General features: G+C 60.3%; 25 protein-coding genes and 1 pseudogene. 18 read left to right on the top strand and 8 right to left on the bottom strand.

Annotated elements, in window-relative coordinates:
• Positions 1 to 137: 137 nt before the first annotated feature.
• Positions 138 to 509: pseudogene (locus tag ACP7BN_RS17105) on the top strand (c-type cytochrome); the annotation flags it as partial.
• Here the strand turns inward: ACP7BN_RS17105 and ACP7BN_RS17100 are convergent.
• Entirely contained in the window at positions 491 to 1,378 is an 888-nt protein-coding gene (locus ACP7BN_RS17100) for a LysR substrate-binding domain-containing protein (protein WP_426205364.1), read from the bottom strand. The pseudogene ACP7BN_RS17105 and the gene ACP7BN_RS17100 overlap by 19 nt on opposite strands.
• A gap of 160 nt (positions 1,379 to 1,538) precedes the next feature.
• Here ACP7BN_RS17100 and ACP7BN_RS17095 point away from each other — a divergent pair, with 160 nt between their 5' ends.
• Positions 1,539 to 2,840 (top strand): NAD(P)/FAD-dependent oxidoreductase, encoded by a 1,302-nt coding sequence (locus tag ACP7BN_RS17095; RefSeq protein ID WP_426205363.1) that lies wholly within the window; start codon positions 1,539 to 1,541, stop codon positions 2,838 to 2,840.
• Between the two features lie 51 nt (positions 2,841 to 2,891).
• A complete protein-coding gene (locus ACP7BN_RS17090; RefSeq protein ID WP_426205362.1) occupies positions 2,892 to 3,980 on the top strand; it encodes a polyamine ABC transporter substrate-binding protein in 1,089 nt (362 codons plus the stop codon).
• On the opposite strand, the gene ACP7BN_RS17085 is transcribed toward ACP7BN_RS17090, so the two are convergent.
• Positions 3,981 to 5,621: a sensor domain-containing diguanylate cyclase gene (locus tag ACP7BN_RS17085; protein WP_426205361.1), complete on the bottom strand. Its 1,641-nt coding sequence runs from the start codon at positions 5,619 to 5,621 to the stop codon at positions 3,981 to 3,983. It abuts the gene before it with no gap.
• A 179-nt stretch (positions 5,622 to 5,800) separates the two neighbouring features.
• Here ACP7BN_RS17085 and ACP7BN_RS17080 point away from each other — a divergent pair, with 179 nt between their 5' ends.
• Positions 5,801 to 6,136, top strand: a complete 336-nt coding sequence (locus ACP7BN_RS17080; RefSeq protein ID WP_426205360.1) for a hypothetical protein — start codon at positions 5,801 to 5,803, stop codon at positions 6,134 to 6,136.
• A 79-nt stretch (positions 6,137 to 6,215) separates the two neighbouring features.
• On the opposite strand, the gene ACP7BN_RS17075 is transcribed toward ACP7BN_RS17080, so the two are convergent.
• Complete coding sequence (locus ACP7BN_RS17075) at positions 6,216 to 6,695, bottom strand: phage infection protein (protein WP_426205359.1); 480 nt, start codon at positions 6,693 to 6,695, stop codon at positions 6,216 to 6,218.
• Positions 6,696 to 6,960: 265 nt separating this feature from the next.
• Between ACP7BN_RS17075 and ACP7BN_RS17070 the strand changes: the two genes are divergently transcribed.
• From ACP7BN_RS17070 to ACP7BN_RS17060, 3 genes are all read left to right on the top strand, one after another.
• On the top strand, positions 6,961 to 8,322 hold the full coding sequence (locus ACP7BN_RS17070; protein ID WP_426205358.1) for an MATE family efflux transporter: 1,362 nt from the start codon (positions 6,961 to 6,963) through the stop codon (positions 8,320 to 8,322).
• A gap of 92 nt (positions 8,323 to 8,414) precedes the next feature.
• Positions 8,415 to 8,972, top strand: a complete 558-nt coding sequence (locus tag ACP7BN_RS17065) for a YceI family protein (protein WP_426205357.1) — start codon at positions 8,415 to 8,417, stop codon at positions 8,970 to 8,972.
• Positions 8,973 to 9,038: 66 nt separating this feature from the next.
• Entirely contained in the window at positions 9,039 to 9,725 is a 687-nt protein-coding gene (locus tag ACP7BN_RS17060; RefSeq protein WP_426205356.1) for a GNAT family N-acetyltransferase, read from the top strand.
• Here the strand turns inward: ACP7BN_RS17060 and ACP7BN_RS17055 are convergent.
• Positions 9,719 to 10,336, bottom strand: coding sequence for a TetR/AcrR family transcriptional regulator (locus tag ACP7BN_RS17055; RefSeq protein ID WP_426205355.1), 618 nt, complete (start codon positions 10,334 to 10,336; stop codon positions 9,719 to 9,721). The genes ACP7BN_RS17060 and ACP7BN_RS17055 overlap by 7 nt on opposite strands.
• Positions 10,337 to 10,402: 66 nt before the next feature.
• Between ACP7BN_RS17055 and ACP7BN_RS17050 the strand changes: the two genes are divergently transcribed.
• Positions 10,403 to 10,984, top strand: coding sequence for an NAD(P)H-dependent oxidoreductase (locus ACP7BN_RS17050; RefSeq protein WP_426205354.1), 582 nt, complete (start codon positions 10,403 to 10,405; stop codon positions 10,982 to 10,984).
• A gap of 18 nt (positions 10,985 to 11,002) precedes the next feature.
• On the opposite strand, the gene ACP7BN_RS17045 is transcribed toward ACP7BN_RS17050, so the two are convergent.
• Positions 11,003 to 11,944, bottom strand: a complete 942-nt coding sequence (locus ACP7BN_RS17045; protein ID WP_426205353.1) for a class I SAM-dependent methyltransferase — start codon at positions 11,942 to 11,944, stop codon at positions 11,003 to 11,005.
• 190 nt (positions 11,945 to 12,134) lie between these two features.
• Between ACP7BN_RS17045 and ACP7BN_RS17040 the strand changes: the two genes are divergently transcribed.
• The gene (locus ACP7BN_RS17040) at positions 12,135 to 12,551 is read left to right on the top strand and encodes a response regulator (protein WP_426205352.1); all 417 of its coding nucleotides are present in this window, start codon (positions 12,135 to 12,137) and stop codon (positions 12,549 to 12,551) included.
• Positions 12,552 to 12,613: 62 nt separating this feature from the next.
• Entirely contained in the window at positions 12,614 to 13,282 is a 669-nt protein-coding gene (locus ACP7BN_RS17035; protein WP_426205351.1) for an HAD family hydrolase, read from the top strand.
• 13 nt (positions 13,283 to 13,295) lie between these two features.
• Here the strand turns inward: ACP7BN_RS17035 and ACP7BN_RS17030 are convergent, their stop codons facing one another.
• Complete coding sequence (locus tag ACP7BN_RS17030; RefSeq protein ID WP_426205350.1) at positions 13,296 to 14,189, bottom strand: LysR substrate-binding domain-containing protein; 894 nt, start codon at positions 14,187 to 14,189, stop codon at positions 13,296 to 13,298.
• 114 nt (positions 14,190 to 14,303) lie between these two features.
• Here ACP7BN_RS17030 and ACP7BN_RS17025 point away from each other — a divergent pair, with 114 nt between their 5' ends.
• The 3 genes from ACP7BN_RS17025 to ACP7BN_RS17015 are packed head-to-tail and all read left to right on the top strand — an operon-like array spanning position 14,304 to position 16,556.
• Entirely contained in the window at positions 14,304 to 15,326 is a 1,023-nt protein-coding gene (locus ACP7BN_RS17025; RefSeq protein ID WP_426205349.1) for an aldo/keto reductase, read from the top strand.
• Positions 15,323 to 16,120: an SDR family NAD(P)-dependent oxidoreductase gene (locus ACP7BN_RS17020; RefSeq protein WP_426205348.1), complete on the top strand. Its 798-nt coding sequence runs from the start codon at positions 15,323 to 15,325 to the stop codon at positions 16,118 to 16,120. The genes ACP7BN_RS17025 and ACP7BN_RS17020 overlap by 4 nt, the downstream gene beginning before the upstream one ends.
• A 25-nt stretch (positions 16,121 to 16,145) precedes the next feature.
• Positions 16,146 to 16,556, top strand: a complete 411-nt coding sequence (locus ACP7BN_RS17015) for an SRPBCC family protein (protein WP_426205347.1) — start codon at positions 16,146 to 16,148, stop codon at positions 16,554 to 16,556.
• Between the two features lie 120 nt (positions 16,557 to 16,676).
• On the opposite strand, the gene ACP7BN_RS17010 is transcribed toward ACP7BN_RS17015, so the two are convergent.
• Both ACP7BN_RS17010 and ACP7BN_RS17005 read right to left on the bottom strand, forming a co-directional pair.
• The gene (locus ACP7BN_RS17010; protein ID WP_426205346.1) at positions 16,677 to 18,071 is read right to left on the bottom strand and encodes a sensor histidine kinase; all 1,395 of its coding nucleotides are present in this window, start codon (positions 18,069 to 18,071) and stop codon (positions 16,677 to 16,679) included.
• The gene (locus tag ACP7BN_RS17005; protein WP_420648913.1) at positions 18,049 to 18,732 is read right to left on the bottom strand and encodes a response regulator transcription factor; all 684 of its coding nucleotides are present in this window, start codon (positions 18,730 to 18,732) and stop codon (positions 18,049 to 18,051) included. The genes ACP7BN_RS17010 and ACP7BN_RS17005 overlap by 23 nt, the downstream gene beginning before the upstream one ends.
• Positions 18,733 to 19,031: 299 nt before the next feature.
• On the opposite strand from ACP7BN_RS17005, the gene ACP7BN_RS17000 reads away from it, so the two are divergent.
• The 5 genes from ACP7BN_RS17000 to hcnC all read left to right on the top strand — a co-directional run bounded on the left by ACP7BN_RS17000 (position 19,032) and on the right by hcnC (position 23,963).
• Positions 19,032 to 19,970, top strand: coding sequence for a hypothetical protein (locus ACP7BN_RS17000; protein WP_426205345.1), 939 nt, complete (start codon positions 19,032 to 19,034; stop codon positions 19,968 to 19,970).
• Positions 19,971 to 20,207: 237 nt separating this feature from the next.
• Positions 20,208 to 20,747, top strand: coding sequence for a hypothetical protein (locus tag ACP7BN_RS16995; protein ID WP_420648911.1), 540 nt, complete (start codon positions 20,208 to 20,210; stop codon positions 20,745 to 20,747).
• A 243-nt stretch (positions 20,748 to 20,990) separates the two neighbouring features.
• Entirely contained in the window at positions 20,991 to 21,305 is a 315-nt protein-coding gene (locus tag ACP7BN_RS16990; protein ID WP_426205344.1) for a (2Fe-2S)-binding protein, read from the top strand.
• The gene (gene hcnB, locus ACP7BN_RS16985; RefSeq protein ID WP_420648909.1) at positions 21,302 to 22,711 is read left to right on the top strand and encodes a cyanide-forming glycine dehydrogenase subunit HcnB; all 1,410 of its coding nucleotides are present in this window, start codon (positions 21,302 to 21,304) and stop codon (positions 22,709 to 22,711) included. The genes ACP7BN_RS16990 and hcnB overlap by 4 nt, the downstream gene beginning before the upstream one ends.
• Entirely contained in the window at positions 22,704 to 23,963 is a 1,260-nt protein-coding gene (gene hcnC, locus ACP7BN_RS16980; protein ID WP_426205343.1) for a cyanide-forming glycine dehydrogenase subunit HcnC, read from the top strand. The genes hcnB and hcnC overlap by 8 nt, the downstream gene beginning before the upstream one ends.
• Positions 23,964 to 24,183: the final 220 nt, after the last annotated feature.

Genomic DNA, 24,183 nt, shown 5'->3' with positions numbered 1-24,183 from the left:
TTGCTCCCGCTGGACTGCGCAGCAGGCCCCGGCTATTGCGATGAAAAGCGAGGGCCGCTTCGCGACCCAGCGGGAGCAAGCTCCCTCGCCACAAAGTTGTTACCCTTGCACCGCCGATTTACTGATCCGGAACCCTGATGAAAAGCTTTGCCTTCTTGATTTTCTTCAACGCCTGCCTGCTCAGCACCCCAGTCCTCGCGGTTGGTGACACCGAGGCCGGCAGCAAAATCTTCCCGCGCCTGTGTGGCGGCTGCCATCAGATCGGCGAATCCGCCCGCCCGGGATTCGGCCCTGTGCTCAATGACATCTTCGGCCGAGCTGCCGGGACATCGGCCAACTATGTCTATTCCGATGCGATGAAAAACTCCGGCGTGACTTGGGATACCGCGACCTTGACCGCGTATCTGCAAGATCCGAAAGGCGTGGTGCCGGGCACACGGATGATTTTCTGGGGGCTGAGTGATCAGGAGAAGATTGATAATTTGCTGGCTTATTTGCAGTCGTTTTCCGCCTTGCCGGCAAACCATTCCAGCACTACCCCACATGCCGGATGCGACGAAGCCGCAGGCTGCAAACACAACGAATAAATCCCCCCGGTTTTCAGCGGCTGGCCAAACGGCACCACCAACACGCCGCGTTCAAGGGATTCCGCCGCGAGCGTCATGTCCGTCACTGCCACGCCCAATCCTCGTGCCGCTGCATCCAGTGCCAACTCATCGAGGTTGAACGGGATGTGCCGGTAATCCTCCAGCGCTTTGCCGTCGTTGGCTGCCAGCCATTCAATCCACGCTTGCCGATCCGCCGAGCGGTGCAGCAATGGGAAACGCAGCAGATCTTCCACCGAGCGCGGCGCCCCGGCCAGGGTTGGGGCGCACACCGGCACCAGCGTTTCCTGAAATAGCGTCAGGCAATCGGCAGCGTTGGACGGCGTCGGCAAATACAGGATGTACGCATCGCTGTCGCTGGCCGGTTCGACGACTTCAGTGGCGACGGTTTCAATTGCCAGCGATATCTCGGGATGACGCAGATAAAAGTCGCTGAGTTTCGGCAACAGCCAACGTACCGCCAACGACACATGCATGCGAATGCGGAACGGGCGCTTCTGCGGAGCGAGGCGCTCTTCCAGGGTTTTCAGTTCAGCGAGGATGTTGCGCGCGCTGGCCAGCACCTGTTCGCCTTCCGGGGTCAGGCGCAGGCTGCGGCTGGTACGCAGGAACAGCGCGACATTGAAATGACTTTCCAGTTGCTGAATCTGCCGGCTGACGGCGCTTTGGGTCAGACACAGCTTCTGCGCGGCCTGAGTGAAGCTGCCGGAGTCGGCGACTTCCACCAGCGCTTGCATGGCTTGCAGGGACGGGACGTGACGAATTTTATCCATGCGCTTTCGGAATGGCTCGATGATTTTATAACGTTGGTTGGCGCTGCAAAGACCTAATAGATTCTAGCTCTGGCGGCGATCTTCACCACCTGCGCATGCGATTCACGCATGGCGAGGGACAGAAGGCAAGCCGCCGAACGACAGTCGAATGAGGTGTTGCATGGAAAACGTATGTGGCTGGATCGCTCAGACCGGAAACTCTCCGGCACGCGGTCGCCTGAGTGGCGCGCAGAAGGCTGACTGGCTGGTGATTGGCGCCGGCATCACCGGGCTCAGTGCCGCGCATAACCTGGCTGAAATGCACCCTCAGGCGCGCATCGTGGTGGTCGATCGGCAGCGCGCGGCGCAGGGCGCTTCCGCGCGCAACTCGGGTTTCGTCGTGGCCCACGAACATCCGGCCGAAAGCGAGCTGATCGACGCGGTCGGGTACGCCGGATTTGAAATCGACACCGGCATTTCCCGCGCAGCGAGCGAAGAAGTGCGCCAGCGTATCGCCCGGCATGCCATCGACTGCGATTTCCGTGACAGCGGTTACTTCTTCGCGGTGAATGATCCGGCCAAACTCAATCAGGTCGCCACCAAACTGGCCACGCTGCGGGCACTTGGCGCCAGCGCAGAATTTCTTGAGGGTGAGCAACTGAGTCGCAAACTCGGGACTGCTCACTATCAAGCGGCGATCTGGTGCGGTAAAGGCAATGCGTTGTTGCAACCGGCCAAGTACGTGCAGGGTTTGCTCAATGCGCTTCCGGCCAATGTCACCGTGTTCGAAGACACCGATATCACTGGTCTGGAACGCCTGAGCCAGGGACGTCTGCGCGCCAATAGCACCGAAGGCTGCATCGAAGCTCAACGTGTATTGGTCTGCCTCAACGCTTTCATTCCGCGGGTCGGCATCGCCGACAGCGCCACATTTCCCATGGAACTCAGCGCCAGTCTTACCCGCCCGCTCAGCGATCAAGAATTTCAAGCCATCGGCGCTCCAGAGCCCTGGGGCGTGCTCTCGACCCGGCCGCTTGGCGCCACCGTACGGCTGACGCCGGATCGCCGGGTGATGATCCGCAACACCGCCGAATACCGCACGCGCGACCTGTCCAACAGCGACCTCGCCTTGCGCCAGCAACACCATGTGCGTGGCCTGCAACGGCGTTTTCCGTTTCTCGGCGTGCAAGACATTCAGTACACCTGGACCGGTCACTTGAGCGCGACGCGCAGTGGTCAGGCGTATTTCGACCGGGTGGAAGAGGGCGTGTTTGCCGTCGCCGGGTGCAACGGTTCCGGCGTGGCGCGCGGCACTTTGTGGGGGCGGTTGCTGGCGGAACTGGCGTCGGGCGTCGACTCGCCATTGCTGCAACAGGTGATGCAACGCGCCGAACCCGGCTGGCTGCCGCCGCGCCCGTTTTTCGATATCGGTGCCATGCTGCGTATGCGCGTGGAGGCCGTCAGGGCCAGAAGCGAAATCTGACTTTCAGCAATCCAGACAACAACAAAAAACACTCAACCCAGGTGACAGAACATGCGCATCCACACACTCTCGCTGGCGGTCTTGCTCGCTACTGGTCCGGCGGCCGCGTTCGCGGACGAAACCGTCAACATCTCTAACTGGAACGGCTACATCGCCGATGACACCCTGGTCAGTTTCACCAAGGCTACCGGGATCAAGGCTACTTATGACATCCACGACAGCAATGAAGTGCTCGAATCGAAGTTGATGACCGGCAACACCGGTTACGACGTGGTCAGCCCGTCCAACCACTTCTTGTCGCGGCTGATCAAAGCCGGAGCGATCCAGAAACTCGACAAGTCGCAACTGCCGAACTGGAAAAACCTCGACCCGGTATTGCTGAAAAAACTTGAGGTCAACGACCCCGGCAACCAGTACGGCTATCCGTACATGTGGGGCACGGCGGGCATCGGTTACAACGTCGAGAAGATCAAGGCGATCTTCGGTAACACCGACATTACCAAGTCGTGGAAGCTGTTTTTCGACGAAGACAACATCAAGAAGTTGAGCCAGTGCGGCGTGGCGATCATCGACAACCCGACCCAGGTGTTGCCGATCACCCTCAACTATCTGGGCCTGCCAGCGCACAGCCATGAACCGGCCGATTACAAAAAAGCTGAACAGGCACTGCTGAAAATCCGTCCGTACGTGCAGTACTTCCATGCGTCGAAGTACATCAGTGATCTGGCCAACGGCAACGTCTGCGCGGTGATCGGCTTCAACGGCGATGTGGTTCAGGCAGCGGCGAGTGCCAAGGAAGCCAAAAACGGAATCGACATCGCCTATTCGATTCCTGACGAAGGCACGACCTTGTGGTTCGACATGGTGGTCATGCCCAAAAGCGCTCCGCATGAAAAGAACGGCTACACCTACATGAACTACCTGCTCGAACCCAAGGTGATCGCCAACATCAGCAACAGCATTCACTACGCCAACCCCAACGCGGCGGCCGATGAATTCGTGACCCCGGCGGTGAAAGAAGATCCGGCGATTTATCCGCCGAAGAGCGTGATGGAAAGGTTGTTCACCGTGGAAGAGCTGCCGGCATCGATTGCCCGGTTGAGCACGCGGCTGTGGACCAAACTGAAAACCAATACCTGATCAAGCGACCTGATTGCGACCCGCGGCTTTCGCTTGATACAGCTGCTGGTCCGCGCGTTTGATCAGCGCGGTCTGGTTGTTGTCGGCAGGGTCGGCCAGGCCCACGCCAATGCTCACCGTCAGATGTCCGACCACAGGAAAAACCGCCCCGGCGACCGCTGCACGAATCTTTTCGGCGACGGTGTCGGGGCTGTCTGGTTTGGCGATTTCCGGCAGCAGAACAGCGAACTCTTCGCCACCGTATCTGGCGACGAAATCGGTGGTGCGGGTAGTCGACTGAATCAATAGCGCCAATTGCTGCAGCACTTCATCACCCACCGCGTGCCCGTGGCTGTCGTTGATCTGCTTGAAGTGGTCGGCATCGATCAACAGCAGTGCGAACGGTCGGCCGGTGCGGCGGAACAGCAGGCTGTATTCGGTAAGCTTTTCATCAAAGCGCCGGCGGTTGAAAACGCCGGTCAGGGCATCGTGGGTCGCCAGCTGCAACAACTCGGCGTTGGCCTGGGTCAGGGCAGCGGTGCGTTGCGCGACAGTCGCTTCCAGCGAAGCATTGGCTTCTTGCAGTTCGCGCTCCTTGCCGAGCAGCGATTGAGTCATGGCATCGATGGATTGGCCGAGCTGCGCAATCTCCCGCACTGGATGCTGCAACTGGAAATGCGCCCCCGGGTGGTTGTTCAGCACCTGTTTGGCCGACCGCGCCAATTGCTCGATCGGGCGGCTTAGATAAAGCGCCAGGTAATAGGCGACCAAGCCGAACACCACCGCAGCCACAACCCCCAGCAGCAATAATTTATAGAGCAGCAATCGCGCCGGTTGCAGCGCGGCCTCCAGTGGCTGACGCACGGCAATCGACCACGACAACGCGGTACTCGACGGCGTGGGTACCGTCACCATGCTGGTCAGAAAACCATTGCCGACGGTCCAGCCCTGCGACTTCGGATCGCTTGCGGGCAGTTGCTCACCGACCAGTGCTTCGGGGTACAAGACTTTGCCGTCGTGATCGATGATCAACGCTTCGATGTCCGCTGCCGCGCCCTTGTGCGAAACCGCCGAATCAACGATTCGCGTTACCCAGCTCCAGTGCGCGTGGGCACCAAGCACACCGATGACCTGACCTTCGGCGTTGTGAATCGGCGCGGCGAAATCGATGAAACGCAGCGGCTCGCCATTGGGTAAGCCCGGCAGTAGTTTGGCCAGGAGAACTGCTTCATGCGGGTCGCCGGTGTATTCGCTGCGCAATCCGGCCTGAAACCATGGTCGCTGCTGCACTGACTGGCCAACCAGCAAACCGTTCACCGCCTGATGCACCTTGCCCTCGGCATCGACCACGCCCATCCACGCATATTCGGCACGCGCCCGAGTGCGCAACTCCATTGAAGTGAGGATCGCCGGATTGTCCAGATTGCCGCGCTCCAGATGCGGCGCGCGGCTGAGCAAGTAGACCTCCAACTGCCGCTCGCGCAACTGCTCGCCCAGCAACACGGCGGCCGAGCGCGCGGTGCTTAGCAAAGCATTGCCGCTGGCCTGCTTCATCTGTTCGGTGGCGATGTGGCCGACGTAGAAACCCACGCTCAACAGCGTCAGCAGGGAGAGACCGGCAAACCAGAGTGTCAGGTGGCTACGCAGGCTGGCTTTGATCATGGGCAGGCGGATTCTGTTCTGATTGGCGTGGCCGCATGGTATGCGCAATCGACGGTGCGCGGCCAGTAACGCAATTTCAACAAACGTATCAAGCCGATACCAACGCCCGGACGCGTCCGGTAAAGTGTGCGCCGCCCGAGAGATGGATCCCGGGCGTTTCCTCATGGAGTTTTTTTGCAGTGAAATACCTCAGCAAAGTAGTCGCCACCGCCCTGTTCGGTGTGGTTCTGGCAGGTTGCACCGGCACCCCGATGAACACCAAACAATACGACAGCAGCCAGTACACCGTGCTGGGCCACAGCGAAGCCACCGCTACCGGCCTGCTGCTGTTCGGCGTGATCCCGATCCAGCAGAACAGCCGCTTCGTCCGCGCGCAGAACGCTGCGATCAAAGCCAAGGGCGGCGACGCCATGATCAACACCCAAGTCCAGGAAAACTGGTTCTGGGCCTGGGTCCTGACCGGCTACACCACCAAGATTTCCGGTGACGTGGTCAAGCTGAAAACCGTGCAGTAAGCGACGGTCCAGACGCAAAAAAGCCCGGCTGATCAGGCCGGGCTTTTTATTGGGCGTTGCGCTGGGGCGATTTATTCAATCAGGCAACACGACGTTCGATCAGCCGATCCGAGCCACCTTCGGCAACACGACGTTCGATCAGCCGATCCGAGCCACCTTCGGCAACACGGCGTTCGATCAGCCGATCCGAGCCACCTTCGGCAACACGGCGTTCGATCAGACGATCCGAGCCACCTTCAGCCACACGGCGTTCGATCAGACGATCCGAGCCACCCTCAGCCACACGGCGTTCGATCAGACGATCCGAACCACCTTCAGCCACACGGCGTTCGATCAAACGATCCGAGCCACCCTCAGCCACACGGCGTTCGATCAGACGATCCGAACCACCTTCAGCCACACGGCGTTCGATCAGACGATCCGAACCACCCTCAGCCACACGACTTTCAATCAATCGGTCAGAGCCGCCTTCAGCGACCGTGGTGCCTGAGTGAGTAGCGGCAAAAGCGTTAAGTGCAAAAACCGAGAAAGCGATGCTGAGGATGATTTGGCGTTTCATGATCGTGTGCTCCGGGGTGTTGTTGGTTGGTATGGAGCCGATCTTACGCCCGGGATTTTTTATGAGAACTTCATTGACGTGATGGTGACTATCGACGCCGGCAATGACAGGCAGAAGCCCTGATTTAGAGGGCTGGCGAGCGAATGCACAGCTCTGCGGTGGCAGGGTGCGCGTCAGAATCCATGAGATGTTCATTGCACCTCGCCTTCAACTCACCGAAGCTATTCTGTATCGCCCTTCAGCAGTCGAGATGGACCTCCAGCCCATGCAAACCCCAACCCCCACCAACCACTCCCTCTGGAAAACCTACCTGCTGTTCCTCGCCCCGATGGTCCTGTCGAACTTTCTGCAATCGATGTCCGGCACGATCAACAGTATCTACATTGGTCAGATGCTCGGGACGCAGGCGTTGGCGGCGGTTTCGGGGATGTTTCCGGTGGTGTTCTTCTTCATCGCGCTGGTGATCGGTCTCGGCGCCGGGGCCGGGGTGTTGATCGGGCAGGCGTGGGGCGCGCGCGAGACGCATATGGTCAAGGCCATTGCGGGGGCAACCCTGTTGCTCGGGGTGTTGATCGGGTTGGTCGCGGCGGTGTTGGGCAGTGTGTTTGCGCGCTCGGCTTTGCAGGGGCTGGGGACGCCGGCGGATGTGCTGGATGATGCGGTGGCCTACGCGCACGTGATGATGTGGATCTTGCCGTCGTTGCTGGTGTTCGTGTTGTTCACGCAATTGCTGCGCGGGGTCAGCGATACGCTTACGCCGTTGCTGGCGCTGGTGGTGTCGACCTGCGTTGGACTGGCGCTGACGCCGGCGCTGATCCGTGGCTGGTTCGGTTTGCCACAAATGGGAATCCAGAGTGCAGCATATGCCGGTTTGGCGGGGAACCTCGCGGCGATGGCGTGGCTGTCGTGGCGTTTGATCCGCAACAGCCATCCGCTGGCACCGGATCGAGAATTTTTCAGATCACTGCGGCTGGACGGGGCAATCCTCGGCAAGGTGTTGCGCATTGGTCTGCCGACCGGAGTACAGATGATCGTGCTGTCGCTGTCGGAGCTGGTGATTCTGGCGCTGGTCAACCAGCACGGTTCGCAAGCGACAGCGGCCTATGGCGCAGTGACGCAGATCGTCAATTACGTGCAGTTTCCGGCGCTGTCGATTTCGATCACCGCGTCGATCCTCGCCGCTCAGGCGATTGGCGCCGGACGGCTGGAGCGCATGGGGCCGATTCTGCGCACCGGGTTGTGGATCAACGTATGCCTGACGGGTGGTCTGATCGTGCTCGGTTACCTGCTGTCGCACTGGCTGCTGGGCTTGTTCCTCACTGAGGATTCGACGCGGGTGATGGCTGAGCATCTGCTGCACATCATGCTCTGGAGTCTGTTGGTGTTCGGCTTCCAGGCGATCATCGGCGGGATCATGCGCGCCAGTGGCACGGTGTTGGTGCCGATGGCGATTGCGATTGTCTGCGTGGTTGGCGTGCAATTGCCGGCCGCATACTGGCTGGATGGGCACTTTGGATTGCAGGGTGTGTGGATGGCGTTTCCGGTGGCGTATCTGGGCATGCTGGTGTTGCAGACGCTGTATTACAAAGTGGTCTGGCAGCATCAGAAGATCCAGCGCCTGGTTTGACGACCTCTACGCGGGGCTGATTTCGAACTGGCGATACCGGCGGATGTTTGCTTAAGTCAACCGAGGCGCCACTTGCACGCCGGAGAAATCCCATGTCGATCCGATTGTTGCTGGCCGCCGCATGTTGCCTGATCGTCATGCCAGCGGCGCAGGCGGGCGAGTACACCCGCGTCAATGCCACCGCCAGCCAGATCAGTTTCACCTACAACCAGATGGGCTCGCGGATGTACGGCACTTTTGGCAAGTTCGACGCGACCCTCGAATTCGATACCGCCAATCTCGCTAACGCCCGCACCACCCTGCACATCGACCTGACCAGCATCGATGCCGGCAGCGACGACGCCAACACAGAGCTGGTGAAACCGGCGTGGTTCGATACGGCGAAATTCCCGGTGGCAGTCTTCGAATCAACGCGATTCAGCCAGGTCAGCGACAACCGATATCTGATCGTCGGCCAACTCACACTAAAAGGCGTCACCCGCGAAGTGCAGGTGCCGGTGGAACTGAAACCGGGCAACGCCATTGGCATCTTCGATGGCGAACTGGTGCTCAAGCGCGACGAGTTCGGCCTCGGTGCGGGGGAGTGGGCGGACAGCGTGGTGTCCAAGGACATTGCGATCAAGTTCAAGGTTGTCGCGCCGCAGCAGTGAGGCCGCTCGGTCTGGAACGCACAGGCGCGGTATGATGGCCGGGTTTTCCGCCGGAGTCCGTTCGCCATGCCCCGCATCACCCACTACAAATCGCCATGCCCCGAAGGCGTCAACAGCCAGATCTTGCAGATGGTCGTCGATTACCTGACCGACATCAGCGCGGTCGGCCTCGGCCCGAGCAACCTGCTGTACAACGTCTATCAGTACGCGGTCGGCTATGAGGTGCATTTGTATCTGGAGGCGTTGAACGGCGAGAAGGGCATGGACGTGGAATTGCTGGTGGCCACCGACGATGACGACCCGGAACAAGTCATCGGTTTCCTGTTGTACCTGCCGGTGCAGGGCGATTGGGAAGCCTGCAATGTGGCCTATCTAGCTGTTCGCGAGGGCCATCGGCATCTAGGCGTGGCGCGCTCGATGATCGCGGAAATGGTCGGGCGTTATCCGCATGCCGAGCTGACCTGCACCGTGGGCAAAGTCCCGTATTTCGAAGCGCTGGGCTTTGAAGTGCTGGGGCAGCGCGCGACTCAGGTATTGATGAATACCCGCTCTTATCGCAGCAACGGCTTGAGCGGCTTCATCGATACCACGCCGATTTATCGTTCGCTGGAAGTGCAGCAGATTCACACCTATCTGCTGCAAAAACACGGCAAGCGGGCGATGCTCGATGCCGAGAAACAGCGTGATCGGCATCTGGATCAGGTGACGCGGCGCACCGAAGATTTCGTGCGCCAGCGGCTGACCGTTCACTGATTACGACTGGCTCTTTCGACTAGCGCCACGATGCTCGCAAACAGTTCATCGCGCGCTTCTGCGGCGCTGATTTCGCCGGTGGCCGCTGCGTTGGACAATGCTTCAGCGGCACCGAGCATGGCGCGCAATCCGGCCTGAGCAATCGCGCCGCCAGCTGCGAACGGCGAGAGCACGCTGCGGCATTTTTCGAGGAAAATCACCTCGTATTCACGCTTGATCTTCTCCAGTTCCGGGGTGCTCGCCAGTGCGGCGATCACCCCGGGAATCTCGTTACCCTGGGTCAACACGCAATCGACATACGCCGTGGCGATCACCGTCGCCGTGTCCGTCAATGTCGCGCCGCAATCGGCTAGCGCGGCGTCCATCAGCGTGGTCTGGCGCTGGTCGAAATCCTGATACAGCGCGGCGAGCAATCCGGCGCGGGTGCTGAAATGGTCGTAGACCACCGGTTTGGTCACGCCGGCCTTTTCTGACAGATAGCCGAGGGTCAGGGCGTCGGTGCCTTGTTCACGGATCAGTTGCCAGGCCATGTCGAGCAACTGGCGCTGGCGATCCTCGCGGGACATGCGTCGACGGGGTTGAGCAGCTTCGGGGATTTCAGTGGTTGACATCGCTTATATACCAAACGTAGCTTACTGTTCGTAACTTACCAAGAGTATATAACTGGAGATTTTCCCATGCACGCATTGATTGTCGTCGCCCATCACGATCCGCGTTCGCTGACCCACGCGTTGGCCGGGCAGATTGCCCAGGGCGTTAGCGCTACGCATCACACCTTCGAAATTGCTGATTTGCACAGTGAAGGTTTTGATCCGCGCTTCACAGCGGCGGATCTGGCGGTGCATCACCGAGAATCCCTGCCGCCGTCGGACGTACTGGCCGAGCAGGCAAGAGTCGACCGCGCCGATGCGCTGGTGCTGGTCTATCCGGTTTACTGGTGGGCGATGCCGGCGCTGCTCAAGGGCTGGATCGATCGGGTGTTCAGTAATGGCTGGGCGTTTGATTTTGCCAGCGATGCCAAGCTGGAAAAGAAACTCGGACGCCTGCGGGTGCATCTGGTTGGCATCGGCGGGGCGGATGCCGGGACTTACCAACGCCACGGCTATGGCGCGGCAATGAAGGCGCAGATCGATCACGGCATCTTCGATTATTGCGGGGCGACGGTGGGCAGTTCGACGTTGATGCTGGAATCCGAGTCGCGCGATTCTGCAGAGCATCTGCCAACGGCGCGCGAACTCGGAACCCGGTTATTCCTTTGACGCTGTGGGGATGTCTGATCAGTCGGCGCGTTTGAAGACCAGCGCTTTGAGGCCGCTTTCAGGGTCGATATCGGGAAATTCCGGGGGATTTTCCAGGCGCTTTTCAAAACGCAAACTCGGCGCTTCCTGGGTTACGCCTTCGATCAAGAAGTCCGAACCCAGCGCCGGATCGTTCATGCACGCCAGCACCGTGCCATGCTCGGTGAGCAGTTCCGGCAGACGGCGCAGCACACGCCGGTAATCCTTGGTCAGCAGAAAACTGCCTTTCTGGAACGATGGCGGATCGATGATCACCAGATCGTACGGGCCGCTATTGATTACCTTGCCCCAGGACTTGAACAGGTCGTGGCCGAGGAATGTCACTTTGCTCAGGTCATGCCCGTTCAAACGGTGATTGTCACGGCCGCGGCTGAGCGCGGCGCGCGACATGTCGAGGTTGACTACATGGCTGGCGCCACCCTCGATCGCCGTCACGGAAAAGCCGCAGGTGTAGGCGAACAGATTGAGCACGCGTTGGCCCGCCGCCTGCTCGCGCACCCAGTCGCGGCCGTAGCGCATGTCGAGAAACAGTCCGGCGTTCTGTTTGCGGCCCAGATCCACGAGATATTTCAGCCCGCCCTCGACGATGGTCAGTTCGTCGATTTCCGCACCGAGCTGCCATTCGGCGGTGCTTTGCGGCAGGTAGCGATGCTGGATCAGCAGAGTGTGGGCGCCGGACTGCTGCCATTGCGTCGATCCAGTGATGGTCATCAGCAAGGCTTTCAGGTCAGCAAGGTGCGCAGGCTCTGATTCCTTGAACAACGCTACCAGCACCACGCCTTGAAGCCAGTCGACCGTCAGCTGCTCCAGCCCCGGCCAGCAACGCCCGCGCCCGTGGAACAGACGCCGGGTTTCAGCCGGCGGGGAGGTCAGCGCGGTGAGCAGATGGGCGTGCAGGGTGGCGAGAGCTTCAGGGGTCATCAATCGGGATCGGCAAAGCAAAAGGGCGGGCATTTTAACCACAAATGCAGCCGCACGAAGGGCTTACGGTCGGGTGTTATCAAAAAGAGCTGTATCAAAAATGAATTTCTGCAAAGGCCGCCGCTCATACCAGATAAGCAGCGGAACAAGCCGCTACAAAATGTTCATGCAATTCAGGGAGAGTCAGTTCATGAGTCCAATTCCGACGCCGAGCGCGCACCTTCCTGGCGGGTTGATTCTGGTGGTCGAGGATGATCCGTTGATTCTGGAGTTTCTATGCGAAATTCTTCAGGAGGAGGGTTTCACCGTCGAGCCGTATTCAAGTGCTGACGCGGCCTCGATCTATCTGGAAACCCACGCGCCGGAAGTTGCGCTGTTGCTCACCGATATCACCATGCCCGGCAAGCTTAACGGCGCGGATCTGGCGAATCTGGTGGGCGAGCGCTGGCCGGACAAACCGGTGATGGTCATGTCCGGTTATGAAACGCCGGAGACGTCCGGGGTCAAGCGTCCGGTGGCGTTTATCAAAAAGCCTTGGGCGATCGGCCAATTGCTCGATTGCGTGCAGGATGCGTTCAACTCCAAGGAGTCGCACCAACTGCATTGAGGGCCAGCGCAAGTGCTACATTGCCGGGTACATTTTCCGGCCCCTTGCGAGGATGCAATCCATTGTCCGCTCACGATGCTGTTTTCAACCGCGCGTTTGGCGCGTTCCTGTTCGACATGGACGGCACCGTCCTCAACTCCATCGCGGCCGCCGAGCGCATCTGGTCAGCATGGGCCGTGCGTCATGGGGTGGATGTCGAAGCGTTTTTGCCGACCATTCACGGTGTGCGGGCGATTGATACGATTCGTCGGTTGAACCTGCCGGGTGTGGATGCAGAGGCGCAAGCGGCGTTTATTACCGAGGCGGAAATTGGCGATGTCGACGGCATTGTCGAGGTTCCGGGTGCTGCGGCATTTCTCCAATCGTTGCCAGCGGATCGCTGGGCGATGGTGACTTCCGCACCACGTGATCTGGCGTTGCGACGAATGGCCGCCGCCGGGATTCCCGAGCCTGCGGTGATGATCACGGCTGAGGACGTGACGGCCGGAAAGCCTGATCCGGCGGGTTACCGGTTGGCAGCCAAACGACTGGGGCTGGAACCGCAGGATTGCCTGATCTTCGAAGACGCCACGGTCGGAATTCTTGCAGCGGAAGCTGCGGGTGCGCAATTGATGATCATCACCGCTACGCATCAGCATCCGATCGAAACCCCACACGCCACCATCGCCAGTTACAACGCGATCACTCTCAATATCGCCAGCGACGGCCTCCTGCATCTGCAACCCATCTGACCCAACGCAATCCCTACAGTGTTGGCGGGGTATCAGTCAGCACTTTGCGAAATGTCTCCACCAACGGCCGCAAATTCACCCGATGCCAGGCCGCCCACAATGGCGTGGTGAACACCAGCCACGGCACCTCGCGCAACACCACCCCCGGCGGCGCGTTGTGGCTCAGTCCTTTCTGAATCATCGCAATCCCCAACCCCGACGCCACCAACCCGAGCGCAGTAAACGGCTCGGTCGCCTGCATCCGCACATCCGGCGTGAAGCCCGCCCGGATGCACGCGCTGACAAACTCATCACTGGCATCCTGGCGCGGCTGCACGCCGATCCATTCCTGACCGGCCAGATCCGTGGGTTCCAGCGAAGCCTGCTGCGCCAGCGGATGCTGTTCCGGCAGCGCCAGCAGCATCGGATCGTCCAGCACCTGAAACCCCAGCAAATCTGGATCGTCAGCCGTCGGCGGCTCACTCACCAGTGCGATATCGAGACTACGCTGACGCAGGCCTTCAAGTTGCTCGGCGGAACTCAGGTTGTACAGCGCGACATGCACGCTCGGCCGATCCACCCGCAGCACGCGCAAGGCATTTGGCAAAACCCCGGCGTGCATGGCGTTTTCTATGTAGCCGATGCACAACCCACCTTCTTCGCCACGGCCCAAGCGCTTGCCGAGGGACTCCAGGCGATTGGCGTGGGTCAGCAGGGCGCGGGTTTCAGCGAGAAAAGTCTGGCCGTCGCGGGTCAGGCGGATGCGTTGCTGGCTGCGCTCGAACAGCGTCAGGCCCAGGCGTTCTTCAAGCTGGGCAATCTGCCGACTGAGTGGCGATTGGGAAATGTGCAGGCGCTCGGCGGCGCGACCGACGTGTTCCTCCTCGGCGACGGCGACGAAGTAGCGCAATTGGCGGATATCGATCATGTCAGACCTAAAGGGACTCAAGTGCTGCGGATTATGTCTTGGACGGTCTGGGTCGCGCAATCTACGATCTGCTCAACGGTCAACCACGACCCACCGCAATCGAGGAAAAATTTCATGAGCCTGAAAGACAAACTCCCCGGCCAACTCGGCTTTGGCACCGCGCCACTGGGCAATATGTTTCGCGCCATTCCTGAAGAGGAAGCGCAAGCCACCGTGCACGCCGCTTGGGATGCTGGCGTGCGCTACTTCGACACCGCGCCGTTCTACGGCTCGGGCCTCTCCGAAATCCGCCTCGGCGAAGCGCTGTCGCAATACAAACGCGATGACTTCGTGCTTAGCACCAAGGTCGGCCGCGTCATTCTCGATGAAGTCGAAGACGCTGCGGCCCGTGATCTCGGCGAAAAGAGCGGCGTATTCGAACATGGCCGCCCGAACAAAATCGTCAACGACTACAGCGCCGACGCCACCCTGCGCTCAATTGAAGACAGTCTCAAGCGCCTGAAAACCGATCGCCTCGACATCGTCTGGGTGCACGACATCGCGCAGGATTTCTACGGCGATCAATGGCTGGAGTACTTCAATCAGGCGCGCACCGGCGCGTTCAAAGTTCTTACTCGCTTGCGTGAAGAAGGCGTGATCAAAGGCTGGGGCCTGGGCGTGAACAAGGTCGAGCCGTGCGAGCTGACCCTCGATCTGACCGAAGCGCAACCCGACGGCTTCCTGCTCGCCGGCCGCTACACGCTGCTCGATCACGACCGCGCCTTGCAGCGCCTGATGGATGCGGCGTTGGCGCAGCAGGTTGAAATCGTCGTCGGTGGCCCTTATAGCTCAGGGATCCTGGCCGGTGGCGCGCACTTCGAATACCAGAAGGCCAGCCCGGCAGTCATCGCCAAGGTCGAGCACATCAAGCGCATCGCCGCCGCGCATGGCGTGGATGTGAAAGCTGCTGCGCTGCAATTTTCGCTGGCCAACCCGGCCGTGGCGGCGGTGATTCCTGGCGCAAGCAAGCCGGGGCGCATTGCTGAAGATGTGGCTGCGTTGTCGGCGACTATTCCGGCTGGTTTCTGGCAAGCGCTGCGTGAAGCGAAATTGATTTCTGAACGTGCACCACTCCCAATTGATGAGGTGAAAGCATGAAGATCGATCTAAGCGGCAAACTCGCAATTGTCAGCGGCAGCACCGCTGGCATCGGCCTGGGCATCAGCCAGTCATTGGCCGAGGCGGGCGCCACGGTGGTGGTGATTGGCCGCGACTCGGCCAAGGTTGAACAGGCGCTGGCGAGCATTCGTCAGCAAGTGCCGAATGCGCAGTTGCGCGGCTTGACTGCGGATCTGGGCACTGCCGAGGGCGCGGAAAAGCTGTTCGCCGCCGAACCGACAGCCGACATCCTGGTAAACAATCTCGGGATCTACAACGCTGTGGATTTCTTCGATGCGCCCGACGCTGAGTGGACGCGCTTCTATGAAGTCAACGTGATCTCCGGCGTGCGCCTGTCGCGGCATTACGTGCCGGCGATGGTCGAGAAGGGCTGGGGCCGGGTGATCTTCCTGTCTTCGGAATCGGGTGTGGCGACCCCGGCCGACATGATCAACTATGGCGTGACCAAAAGCGCCAACCTCGCGGTGTCGCATGGTCTGGCCAAACGTCTGGCTGGCACTGGTGTAACCGTCAATGCGATCCTGCCCGGGCCGACCTTCACCGACGGTGTCGAGGAAATGCTCAAGGACGCCGCCGCGGAATCCGGCCGCAGCCTGCGCGAAGAAGCTGACGCGTTTGTACGTCGGGCCCGCCCGACCTCGATCATTCAGCGCGTGGCCAACGTCGAAGAAGTTGCGCACCTGGTCACCTATATCGCTTCGCCGCTGTCCTCGGCCACCACCGGCGCCGCTCTGCGGGTCGATGGCGGTGTGGTCGACAGCATGACAATCTGAATTCCTGTTTTATAGAGAGATTTTTATGGCAACTGCATCAGCAACAATCGACATCCCGGCCTCGGCCGATCAGGTCTGGCAATTGATTGGTGGCTTCAACACGCTGCCGGACTGGCTGCCGTTCATTCCCAAGAGTGAGCTGAGCGAAGGCGGGCGCGTGCGCAGCCTGCAAACGGCGGACGGCGCGGTGGTGATCGAGCGTCTGCAGACGTTTGATAACGCCGGCAAGACTTACAGCTATTCGATTGAGCAGGCACCGTTCCCGGCGACTGATTATCTGGCGACGATTCGCGTTGAAGCCCAAGGGCAGGGCGCGCGGGTAACGTGGTCGGGACGTTTCAACGCCAAGGGTGTGAGCGACGAGGAAGTGGTGGCGCTGTTTGGCGGCATCTACCAGGGCGGCCTCGAAGCGCTGCGCGCCAATTATCCATCCTGAGATTCACGCATAACCTGTGGGAGCGGGCTTGCCCGCGATAGCGGTGTGTCAGTCAACACTGTTTCGACTGAACTGCCGCCATCGCGGGCAAGCCCGCTCCCACAGGTTTTTTGGGTGCTTTCAAGATTGTGCGATCAAGCTCTGCCGGCAATCGAGCACCAACCGCGCTCCACCCAGGTCACTGTTGCCCACCTCAAGTTTGAAGCCATGCAGGCTGACAATCGCCGCGACAATCGACAGTCCCAAACCAAAGCCGCTCTGCGGTTGCCCACCCTCGGCGCGATAAAACCGTTGAAACACCGCCTCGCGTTCGGCCTCGGGGATGCCCGGCCCGGAATCCAGCACTTCAATGCGCGTCTGCCCAGCGTCATTCACGCCACGCAAAATCACTGCGCCGCCAACCGGGGTGAACTTGATCGAATTGCTCAGCAGATTGGCCAGGGCTTCAAACAGCAGCGCGCGGTCGCCATGAATCAGCGGCAACGATTCGGGCATGGCCAGTTGGAAAGTCAACTCGCCTTCCTCGGCCAGCGGCAGATAGAAGTCGTGCAACTCCTCCAGCAACAACACCGGATCCAGCTCGACAAAGCCTGAACGGCGCTGACGATCCTCTAGTTCGGAAATCCGCAGCAACCCGCGAAAGCGCGCCATCAGCGTATCGGCCTCGGCCAGTACCAGATCCAGTTGCGCGCCTTCCTGCGAACCTTCGCCCGCCTGCTGTTGCATGCGATACAACTGCGCGCGCAATCGGGTCAGCGGCGTGCGCAAATCGTGGGCGATGTTGTCGCACACGCCTTTGACTTCATTCATCAAATGTTCGATGCGATCGAGCATGGCGTTGACGATGGCGGCGAGCATATCCAGTTCGTCGCGGCGATTCGAGAGCGGCAACCGGTGGGTCAAGTCACCGGCAACAATCGACTGCGCGCTGGCCTGAATCGCCCGAATCCGCCGCAGCGGTCGGCGCCGCAGCAAATGCCAGCCAACGATCCCCGGCACAATCGTCAGCGACACGCCCCAGAACAACGCGTGCAGAATGATCCGCGTCACCGCGAACAGCGAACCGTTGTCGCGCAGCAGTACCAGCCAGCGACCGTCGCGAGTCTGGGTCGCGACCGCATCGCAACTGTCGTTGGGCAGGGTCGGATCGTCGGAGTTGGCGCATTCGGCGAGCATGTGAATCTTGCCGTCCAGCGGCAGGCCTTCAGGAATCTCCTGCAACGCACCACCGAGGTAGCGTTGCTGCGCATCGAACAGGCCGTAGGCGTCGATCCCACGAATGTCGAAGGTCATGCTCGCCGCCAAGGCGTCTTCCAGTTGCTCGCCGCGGAAGTGCGAAAACAGGTGCTGGCGCTGCATCAGCGAATGCTTGGCGAGGTTGTCGAGGTAGCCGGAGACCTCGTAATACATGACCCCCATGAGGATCGCGCTCCACGCCACGAACAACGAACTGTACAGCGCCAGCAGTCGGCTGCTGGAGGAACGCCAACCGTCAGACGGGTTCGGCAATGACATAACCCGAGCCTCGCACGGTGCGGATCAGCGGGACATTGCCCGGCGGGTCGATCTTCTTGCGCAGACGGCCGATGTGCACGTCGATCAGGTTGGTGCCGGGGTCGAAGTGATAGCCCCAGACCTCCTCGAAAATCATCATGCGCGAGAGGATCTGGCCGCAGTTGCGCATGAGGAACTCGAGCAGCTTGTACTCGGTCGGCAACAGGGTGAGTACCTGCTCGGCGCGGCGTGCTTCGTGGCTGATCAGATCCAGCTCAAGGTCGGCCACGCGCAACGTCGTCGGCTGGGTGCCACCGCTGCTCTGGCGCCGTAGCAATACTTCGACGCGAGCGGCCATTTCGTCGGTGGCGAACGGTTTGGTCAGGTAATCGTCGCCGCCGGCCCGCAGGCCGCGCACGCGCTCATCGACGTCGGAGAGGGCACTGATCATCAAAATCGGCGTCGACACGCCCATGGTGCGCAGGGTGGTGACGATGGCCAGACCGTCCAGCTCGGGGAGCATGCGGTCGAGGGTGATCAAGTCGTAATTGCCGCTGACGGCCCGGTCGAGGCCTTCGCGGCCATTGTCGACCCAATCCACGTCGAGGCCGTGGCTGCTCAGTTCGGCGACGATTTCCCGCGCGGTCACGGCGTCGTCTTCGATGGTCAGGATGCGAGTCATGAGGGGCCTGCTGATCTGGTTAAACGCAATGGCAGCATTTTGCCAAGATTTTAGCGTCCCGCTTTAAATTAACTTTCATGTTGTAGCTGATGCACAGTCAGATCGCCGAGGCTTTTGCGCCAGTGCAGAAAGCACGCTGTTTTCGATCATTTATTGCAATTTGCAAGGTTCAGGGAAGTTCAGTCTTTGTAATCATCTGAAAAATAACGATTTATTTTATTTGTGCGGCTGGCACGGTCACTGCAATTCCTCTCTCGACGAGTTGTAACACCATTTTTCATGCCTGGAGCAGAACAACAATGAATAGATCCTCTGATGGGTTTTATCCTGCCTTTGAAGGAGATTCGAGCAACGTCTCAGGTGTGTCCTGGGGCGCGATCTTCGCTGGCGCGGCTGCGGCTGCGGCATTGTCGTTGATCCTGGTGCTGCTCGGTTTCGGTCTGGGCTTCTCGGCGGTTTCACCGTGGGCCGGAGAGGGCGTCAGCGCCAAGGGCCTGGGCATTTCGACAATCGTCTGGCTGGCTGCGACGCAAATCATCGCTTCCGGTCTGGGTGGTTACATCGCCGGTCGCCTGCGGGTCAAGTGGGCGAACATGCACGGTGACGAGGTGTATTTCCGCGACACCGCGCATGGCTTCCTGGCCTGGTGCGTAGCGACTCTGGTGACCGCGATTCTGGTGGTCGGCTCGGTCAGTAGCGTCATCAGCGGTGGCGTGCAGGCCGGTGCCAGTGTGGCCGGCGGTGCAGCCAGTGCCGTAACGCAAGCGGCTGGTACAGCAGCGGCCAATACCGACAGCAATCAGTACGGCTACTTCATCGACAGCCTGTTCCGCGATGATCGTCCGGTGGCTGTCAGTGATGACGCTGCTCACGGTGCCGTGGCACGTATCTTCACTCAGAGCCTGGCCAACGGTCAGCTCAGCGCTGAAGATCGTACCTACCTTGCGCAACTGGTGGCCCAGCGTACCAACCTGACTCAGGCCGATGCCGAACGTCGGGTTGATGAAGTCTACGCTCGCACTCAGAAAGCCATTGCCGATGCCAAAGTCAAAGCGCAACAGGTGGCTGATGCTGCTGCAAAAATCGCTGCCCTGACTGCGCTGTGGATGTTCGTCGCGCTGCTGGCCGGTGCGTTCTTCGCCAGTTTCGCCGCTACTTTCGGCGGTCGTCGCCGGGATGCAGTCGAGTACGTCGAAGTCGAAACCTACACCACGACCACCATTCCTCCGGTTCGTTAATCAGATCTCTTGATCAAGGAGTACCTCCATGCGTTCACTACTGCTGTTTTTCCTTGGCATCCCGATCCCGATCATCATCCTGATCGCTCTGTTCACGTAATTGATTGATTGAGGCATCTGCCTCGGCCGCTTTCACCTTCGGGTGAAAGCGGCTTTTTGCTTTCTGCAGGACGAGCAGGGACAATCTCGCGGCGGAAGGGGATTGGCCGCTTCTGTCTGTTTTTAAGGATGAGCACGTTGGACAAGAAGGAAATCAAACGGCAACTGGTCGAGATGCTCGATGCCGGACGCTCCAAAACCGAAACGTTCAAGGCGTTGTCGGGTGGCAAGGTCAAGGATCGGGTTCTCGCCGCATGGATTGGCGCTCGCCCGGATCCGGCGCTTAGAGAGCGGCACTCGCTAAAGGTCACCATTCTGGTAGTGCTGACCTGCCTTCAGGCACTGCTTGGCGCGTTTGCCGGGTTTTTCCTGTTTTACGAAGTCAGTCTGGGAGTCGCCCTGGCGGTCACGCTGATGGTGGGGGGCATTCCGCTGCTGTTCGCTTGGGGCTTCTACAAAAATATCGCCGCGTTCTACACCGTGTTCGTGTTGCTGACGATCAGTCAGATGCCGCGCATGTTCAAAGGCTACGCCGAGGAGCCGGTGTCGACTCTGATTATCGTCGCCATCACTCTGGCGCTGGTGTTTTACACCGCCTGGGTCAAAACCCTGCTGTTCCCGGACCTCGGCTTCATCGGTGCGAAAAAGATCAAAGGGCAGTTCGTGTTCTCCAACTGACCGACGGAAATGCCCCCAGCGGTTTCACTGGCCTGGATCAATATTTCACCGCGCAATATCCCCTACCGTGAAATAACCCGGCCCTTGCCGCTGGATCGACTACATTGCTTGCGCGCGCACCTTGTGCCGCTGACGGAGTAACCCTGCCGGCCCGATAGAGAGATAACCCCCACGAGCCGGTCAGGTGTAGTGCAGCAAGGAGCTGTCGCAAACTCACTGAACATTTCACGGAAGATCAACGCAATGCACTGCCAAGAAAGAACCTTCGATATCCAGCCTTTGGCGCAGGCGGACATGACCGTCCACGTCAACGGCCAACCGGTCAGCGCCGCCATCGGCGAAACCGTCCTCAGCGTCATACAAGCCCTCGGCGTGCGCCAGGTTGCACGCAATGATCACGATCAGATCAGCGGTGCCTATTGCGGCATGGGCGTGTGCCAATGCTGTCTGGTGAAAATCAACGGCCGCCACAAACGCCGCGCCTGCCAGACCGTGGTGCGCGACGGCATGCTGATTGAAACCCAGGTCAACCGCATCCACGGGCAGGAGGTCGTATGAGCCTGCAACCGGTGATCGTCGGCGGTGGCCCGGCGGGAATGGCGGCGGCCATTGAACTGGCGCGCCACGGCGTGCGCTCGACCCTACTCGAAGAAGCCTCGCGCCTCGGCGGCGTGGTTTATCGCGGACCGCTGCGCGATGGTGTGCAGCTTGACTACTTGGGGCCGCGCTATTCCGAGGCGCTGAGCAAACTGCATGGCGAATTTCAGGAACAGGCCGGGCTGATCGACGTGCGCCTGAATCACCGCGTGGTCGGCGCTGAGGGCACGCGTTCGCTGGTGGTGCTGGATGGCGATGAGCATCTGCACGAGATCGAGTATCCGCAGTTGCTGCTGGCCGCCGGTTGCCACGAACGCAGCGTGCCGTTTCCCGGCTGGACCCTGCCGGGGGTGATCATGCTGGGTGGTCTGCAATTGCAGATCAAAAGCGGCGTGGTCAAACCGCAAGGCCCGGTGGTGATCGCCGGCACCGGGCCGTTGTTGCCGCTGGTGGCGACGCAGCTGCACGCGTCGGGAGTCAAAGTGGCCGGAGTGTATGAGGCCTGCGCCTTCGGCAAGATCGCCCGCGAGAGCCTGGCACTGTTGAACAAACCGCAACTGTTCCTCGATGGCTTGAGCATGCTCGCCTACTTGAAACTGCATGGCATCCCGATGAATTACGGCTGGGGCGTGGTTGAAGCGCACGGTGAAGGCGAACTCAAGAGCGTCAGCGTGGCGCCGTATTCGGCGACATGGGAGGCCGACATGAGCCGCGTCGAGCGCTTCGAAGCGCAGACCCTGGCGGTCGGCTACGGCTTCATTCCGCGCACTCAACTCAGTCAGCAGATGGGGCTGGATCACGGCTTCAGCGATGACGGTTATCTGCGCGCCAACGCCAATGAATGGCAGCAAAGCAACGAAGCGCACGTGCATCTGGCCGGTGACATGGGCGGGATTCGCGGCGGCGAAGCAGCGATGCTCGCCGGCAAGATCGCCGCGACCTCGATCCTGCTGCAACGCGGTGTGCTCGAAGAAGACCTGGCGCGAGTTCGTCGTGACCGTTATCTGGGCAAGCTCAAAGCCATCGTGCGCTTCCGTGCGGCGGTCGATCGCTACACCGAACGCGGCGTCGGCCAAACCGCATTGCCGGCCGCCGACACGGTGATCTGCCGCTGCGAACACGCAACCCGCGCCGATATCGATCTGGCGCTGGAGCAAGGCGTGCAAGACATCGCCAGCCTGAAAATGCGCACCCGCGTGAGCATGGGCGACTGTCAGGGACGGATGTGCGTCGGCTATTGCAGCGACCGCTTGCGTCAGGCTACAGGTCGCCAGGATGTCGGCTGGCTGCGCCCGCGTTTCCCGATTGATCCGATTCCCTTTTCCGCATTCCAGTCCCTCGGCACGGAGGCCGTTTCCCATGAGTAAGTTCTATGACGTGGTCATCGCTGGCGGCGGTGTGATCGGCGCGTCCATCGCCTATCAGTTGTCCAAACGCAAAAACCTCAAAGTCGCGCTGATCGACGCCAAGCGTCCGGGCAATGCGACCCGCGCTTCGGCCGGTGGCTTGTGGGCGATTGGCGAGTCGGTGGGGCTGGGTTGCGGGGTGATTTTCTTCCGCATGATGTCGGCCAACCGCAAGCGCGAAACCCAGGGCGCGGCGGTGGCGGTGGATTCGAGTACGCCGCACATTCTGCCGGATTCGTTTTTCGATTTTGCCTTGCAGTCCAACGCGCTGTACCCGGCGCTGCACCGCGAGTTGAAAGACAACCACGGGATGGATTTCAAATTCGAGAAGACCGGGCTGAAGTTTGTGATTTATGACGACGAGGATCGGGCCTACGCCGAACACATCGTCGGCTGCATTCCGCACCTGGCGGATCAGGTGCGCTGGCTCGATCAGGCGGCACTGCGCGAATCCGAACCGAGCGTCAGCCACGAAGCGCGCGGGGCGCTGGAGTTTCTCTGCGACCATCAGGTCAGCCCGTTCCGTCTCTCCGATGCCTACACCGAAGGCGCGCGTCAGAACGGCGTCGACATGTACGTCAACACCAACATCACCGGCGTGTTGCACCACGGCACGCGCGTGACCGGCGTGCAAACGGCCGAGGCCGGCGTATTCCACTGCAAAACCCTGATCAACGCTGCCGGTGCCTGGGCTGCAGATTTGAGCGAGTGGGCCACCGGCATTCGCATCCCGGTGAAACCGGTCAAGGGTCAGATTCTGCTCACCGAACGCCTGCCGAAAATTCTCAATGGCTGCCTGACCACCAGCGATTGCTACATGGCGCAAAAGGACAACGGCGAAATCCTGATTGGCAGTACCACTGAGGACAAGGGTTTTGACGTGACTACCACCTGGCCGGAAATCGCCGGGCTGGTGCAGGGCGCGGTGCGTTGCCTGCCGGAACTGGCCGACATCAACCTCAAACGCACATGGGCCGGGCTGCGTCCGGGGTCGCCGGATGAATTGCCGATTCTTGGGCCGATGCGGGGGGTGGAAGGCTATTTGAATGCTTGCGGGCATTTCCGCACGGGGATTCTGACGTCGGCGATTACCGGGGTGTTGCTGGACAAACTGGTCAACGATGAACCGTTGCCGCTGGATATCACGCCGTTTCTGGCGGATCGATTTGCAGTGGCACCGCTCGCGGCAGAACGGGAGCTGGAAATGGCCTGACCCCTGTGGGAGATTCTATGTTTGGGGGGAAGCCCCCAAACCTGTTTTTGACTGAGTCCATATCCGGTGCTGCGGTAGCGGCTTCCTAGGGTTCCGCCCTGACGGCGGGTCACTTTTTCCAGACGCCGAAAAAGTAACCAAAAAGGCTTTACCCTGACGTTCGGCCCTCGCTGTGGCTCGGGTTCCTTCGCTCCGGGATTGATCCGGGGGCATCGCCTCC

Origin of the sequence: Pseudomonas sp. TWP3-1 (genome assembly GCF_049896625.1) — a bacterium.
Taxonomy (GTDB): Bacteria; Pseudomonadota; Gammaproteobacteria; order Pseudomonadales; family Pseudomonadaceae; genus Aquipseudomonas.
The sequence above is the reverse complement of the archived record's forward strand: the minus strand, read 5'-3'. Positions and strand labels throughout refer to the sequence as shown.

Bases quoted from the DNA above. Each gene is read 5' to 3' on its own strand.
- ACP7BN_RS17100 (WP_426205364.1), bottom strand. From the start codon at position 1,378: ATGGATAAAATTCGTCACGTCCCGTCCCTGCAAGCCATGCAAGCGCTG.
- ACP7BN_RS17095 (WP_426205363.1), top strand. From the start codon at position 1,539: ATGGAAAACGTATGTGGCTGGATCGCTCAGACCGGAAACTCTCCGGCA.
- ACP7BN_RS17090 (WP_426205362.1), top strand. From the start codon at position 2,892: ATGCGCATCCACACACTCTCGCTGGCGGTCTTGCTCGCTACTGGTCCG.
- ACP7BN_RS17085 (WP_426205361.1), bottom strand. From the start codon at position 5,621: ATGATCAAAGCCAGCCTGCGTAGCCACCTGACACTCTGGTTTGCCGGT.
- ACP7BN_RS17075 (WP_426205359.1), bottom strand. From the start codon at position 6,695: ATGAAACGCCAAATCATCCTCAGCATCGCTTTCTCGGTTTTTGCACTT.
- ACP7BN_RS17070 (WP_426205358.1), top strand. From the start codon at position 6,961: ATGCAAACCCCAACCCCCACCAACCACTCCCTCTGGAAAACCTACCTG.
- ACP7BN_RS17065 (WP_426205357.1), top strand. From the start codon at position 8,415: ATGTCGATCCGATTGTTGCTGGCCGCCGCATGTTGCCTGATCGTCATG.
- ACP7BN_RS17060 (WP_426205356.1), top strand. From the start codon at position 9,039: ATGCCCCGCATCACCCACTACAAATCGCCATGCCCCGAAGGCGTCAAC.
- ACP7BN_RS17055 (WP_426205355.1), bottom strand. From the start codon at position 10,336: ATGTCAACCACTGAAATCCCCGAAGCTGCTCAACCCCGTCGACGCATG.
- ACP7BN_RS17050 (WP_426205354.1), top strand. From the start codon at position 10,403: ATGCACGCATTGATTGTCGTCGCCCATCACGATCCGCGTTCGCTGACC.
- ACP7BN_RS17045 (WP_426205353.1), bottom strand. From the start codon at position 11,944: ATGACCCCTGAAGCTCTCGCCACCCTGCACGCCCATCTGCTCACCGCG.
- ACP7BN_RS17040 (WP_426205352.1), top strand. From the start codon at position 12,135: ATGAGTCCAATTCCGACGCCGAGCGCGCACCTTCCTGGCGGGTTGATT.
- ACP7BN_RS17030 (WP_426205350.1), bottom strand. From the start codon at position 14,189: ATGATCGATATCCGCCAATTGCGCTACTTCGTCGCCGTCGCCGAGGAG.
- ACP7BN_RS17025 (WP_426205349.1), top strand. From the start codon at position 14,304: ATGAGCCTGAAAGACAAACTCCCCGGCCAACTCGGCTTTGGCACCGCG.
- ACP7BN_RS17020 (WP_426205348.1), top strand. From the start codon at position 15,323: ATGAAGATCGATCTAAGCGGCAAACTCGCAATTGTCAGCGGCAGCACC.
- ACP7BN_RS17015 (WP_426205347.1), top strand. From the start codon at position 16,146: ATGGCAACTGCATCAGCAACAATCGACATCCCGGCCTCGGCCGATCAG.
- ACP7BN_RS17010 (WP_426205346.1), bottom strand. From the start codon at position 18,071: ATGTCATTGCCGAACCCGTCTGACGGTTGGCGTTCCTCCAGCAGCCGA.
- ACP7BN_RS17005 (WP_420648913.1), bottom strand. From the start codon at position 18,732: ATGACTCGCATCCTGACCATCGAAGACGACGCCGTGACCGCGCGGGAA.
- ACP7BN_RS17000 (WP_426205345.1), top strand. From the start codon at position 19,032: ATGAATAGATCCTCTGATGGGTTTTATCCTGCCTTTGAAGGAGATTCG.
- ACP7BN_RS16990 (WP_426205344.1), top strand. From the start codon at position 20,991: ATGCACTGCCAAGAAAGAACCTTCGATATCCAGCCTTTGGCGCAGGCG.
- hcnB (WP_420648909.1), top strand. From the start codon at position 21,302: ATGAGCCTGCAACCGGTGATCGTCGGCGGTGGCCCGGCGGGAATGGCG.
- hcnC (WP_426205343.1), top strand. From the start codon at position 22,704: ATGAGTAAGTTCTATGACGTGGTCATCGCTGGCGGCGGTGTGATCGGC.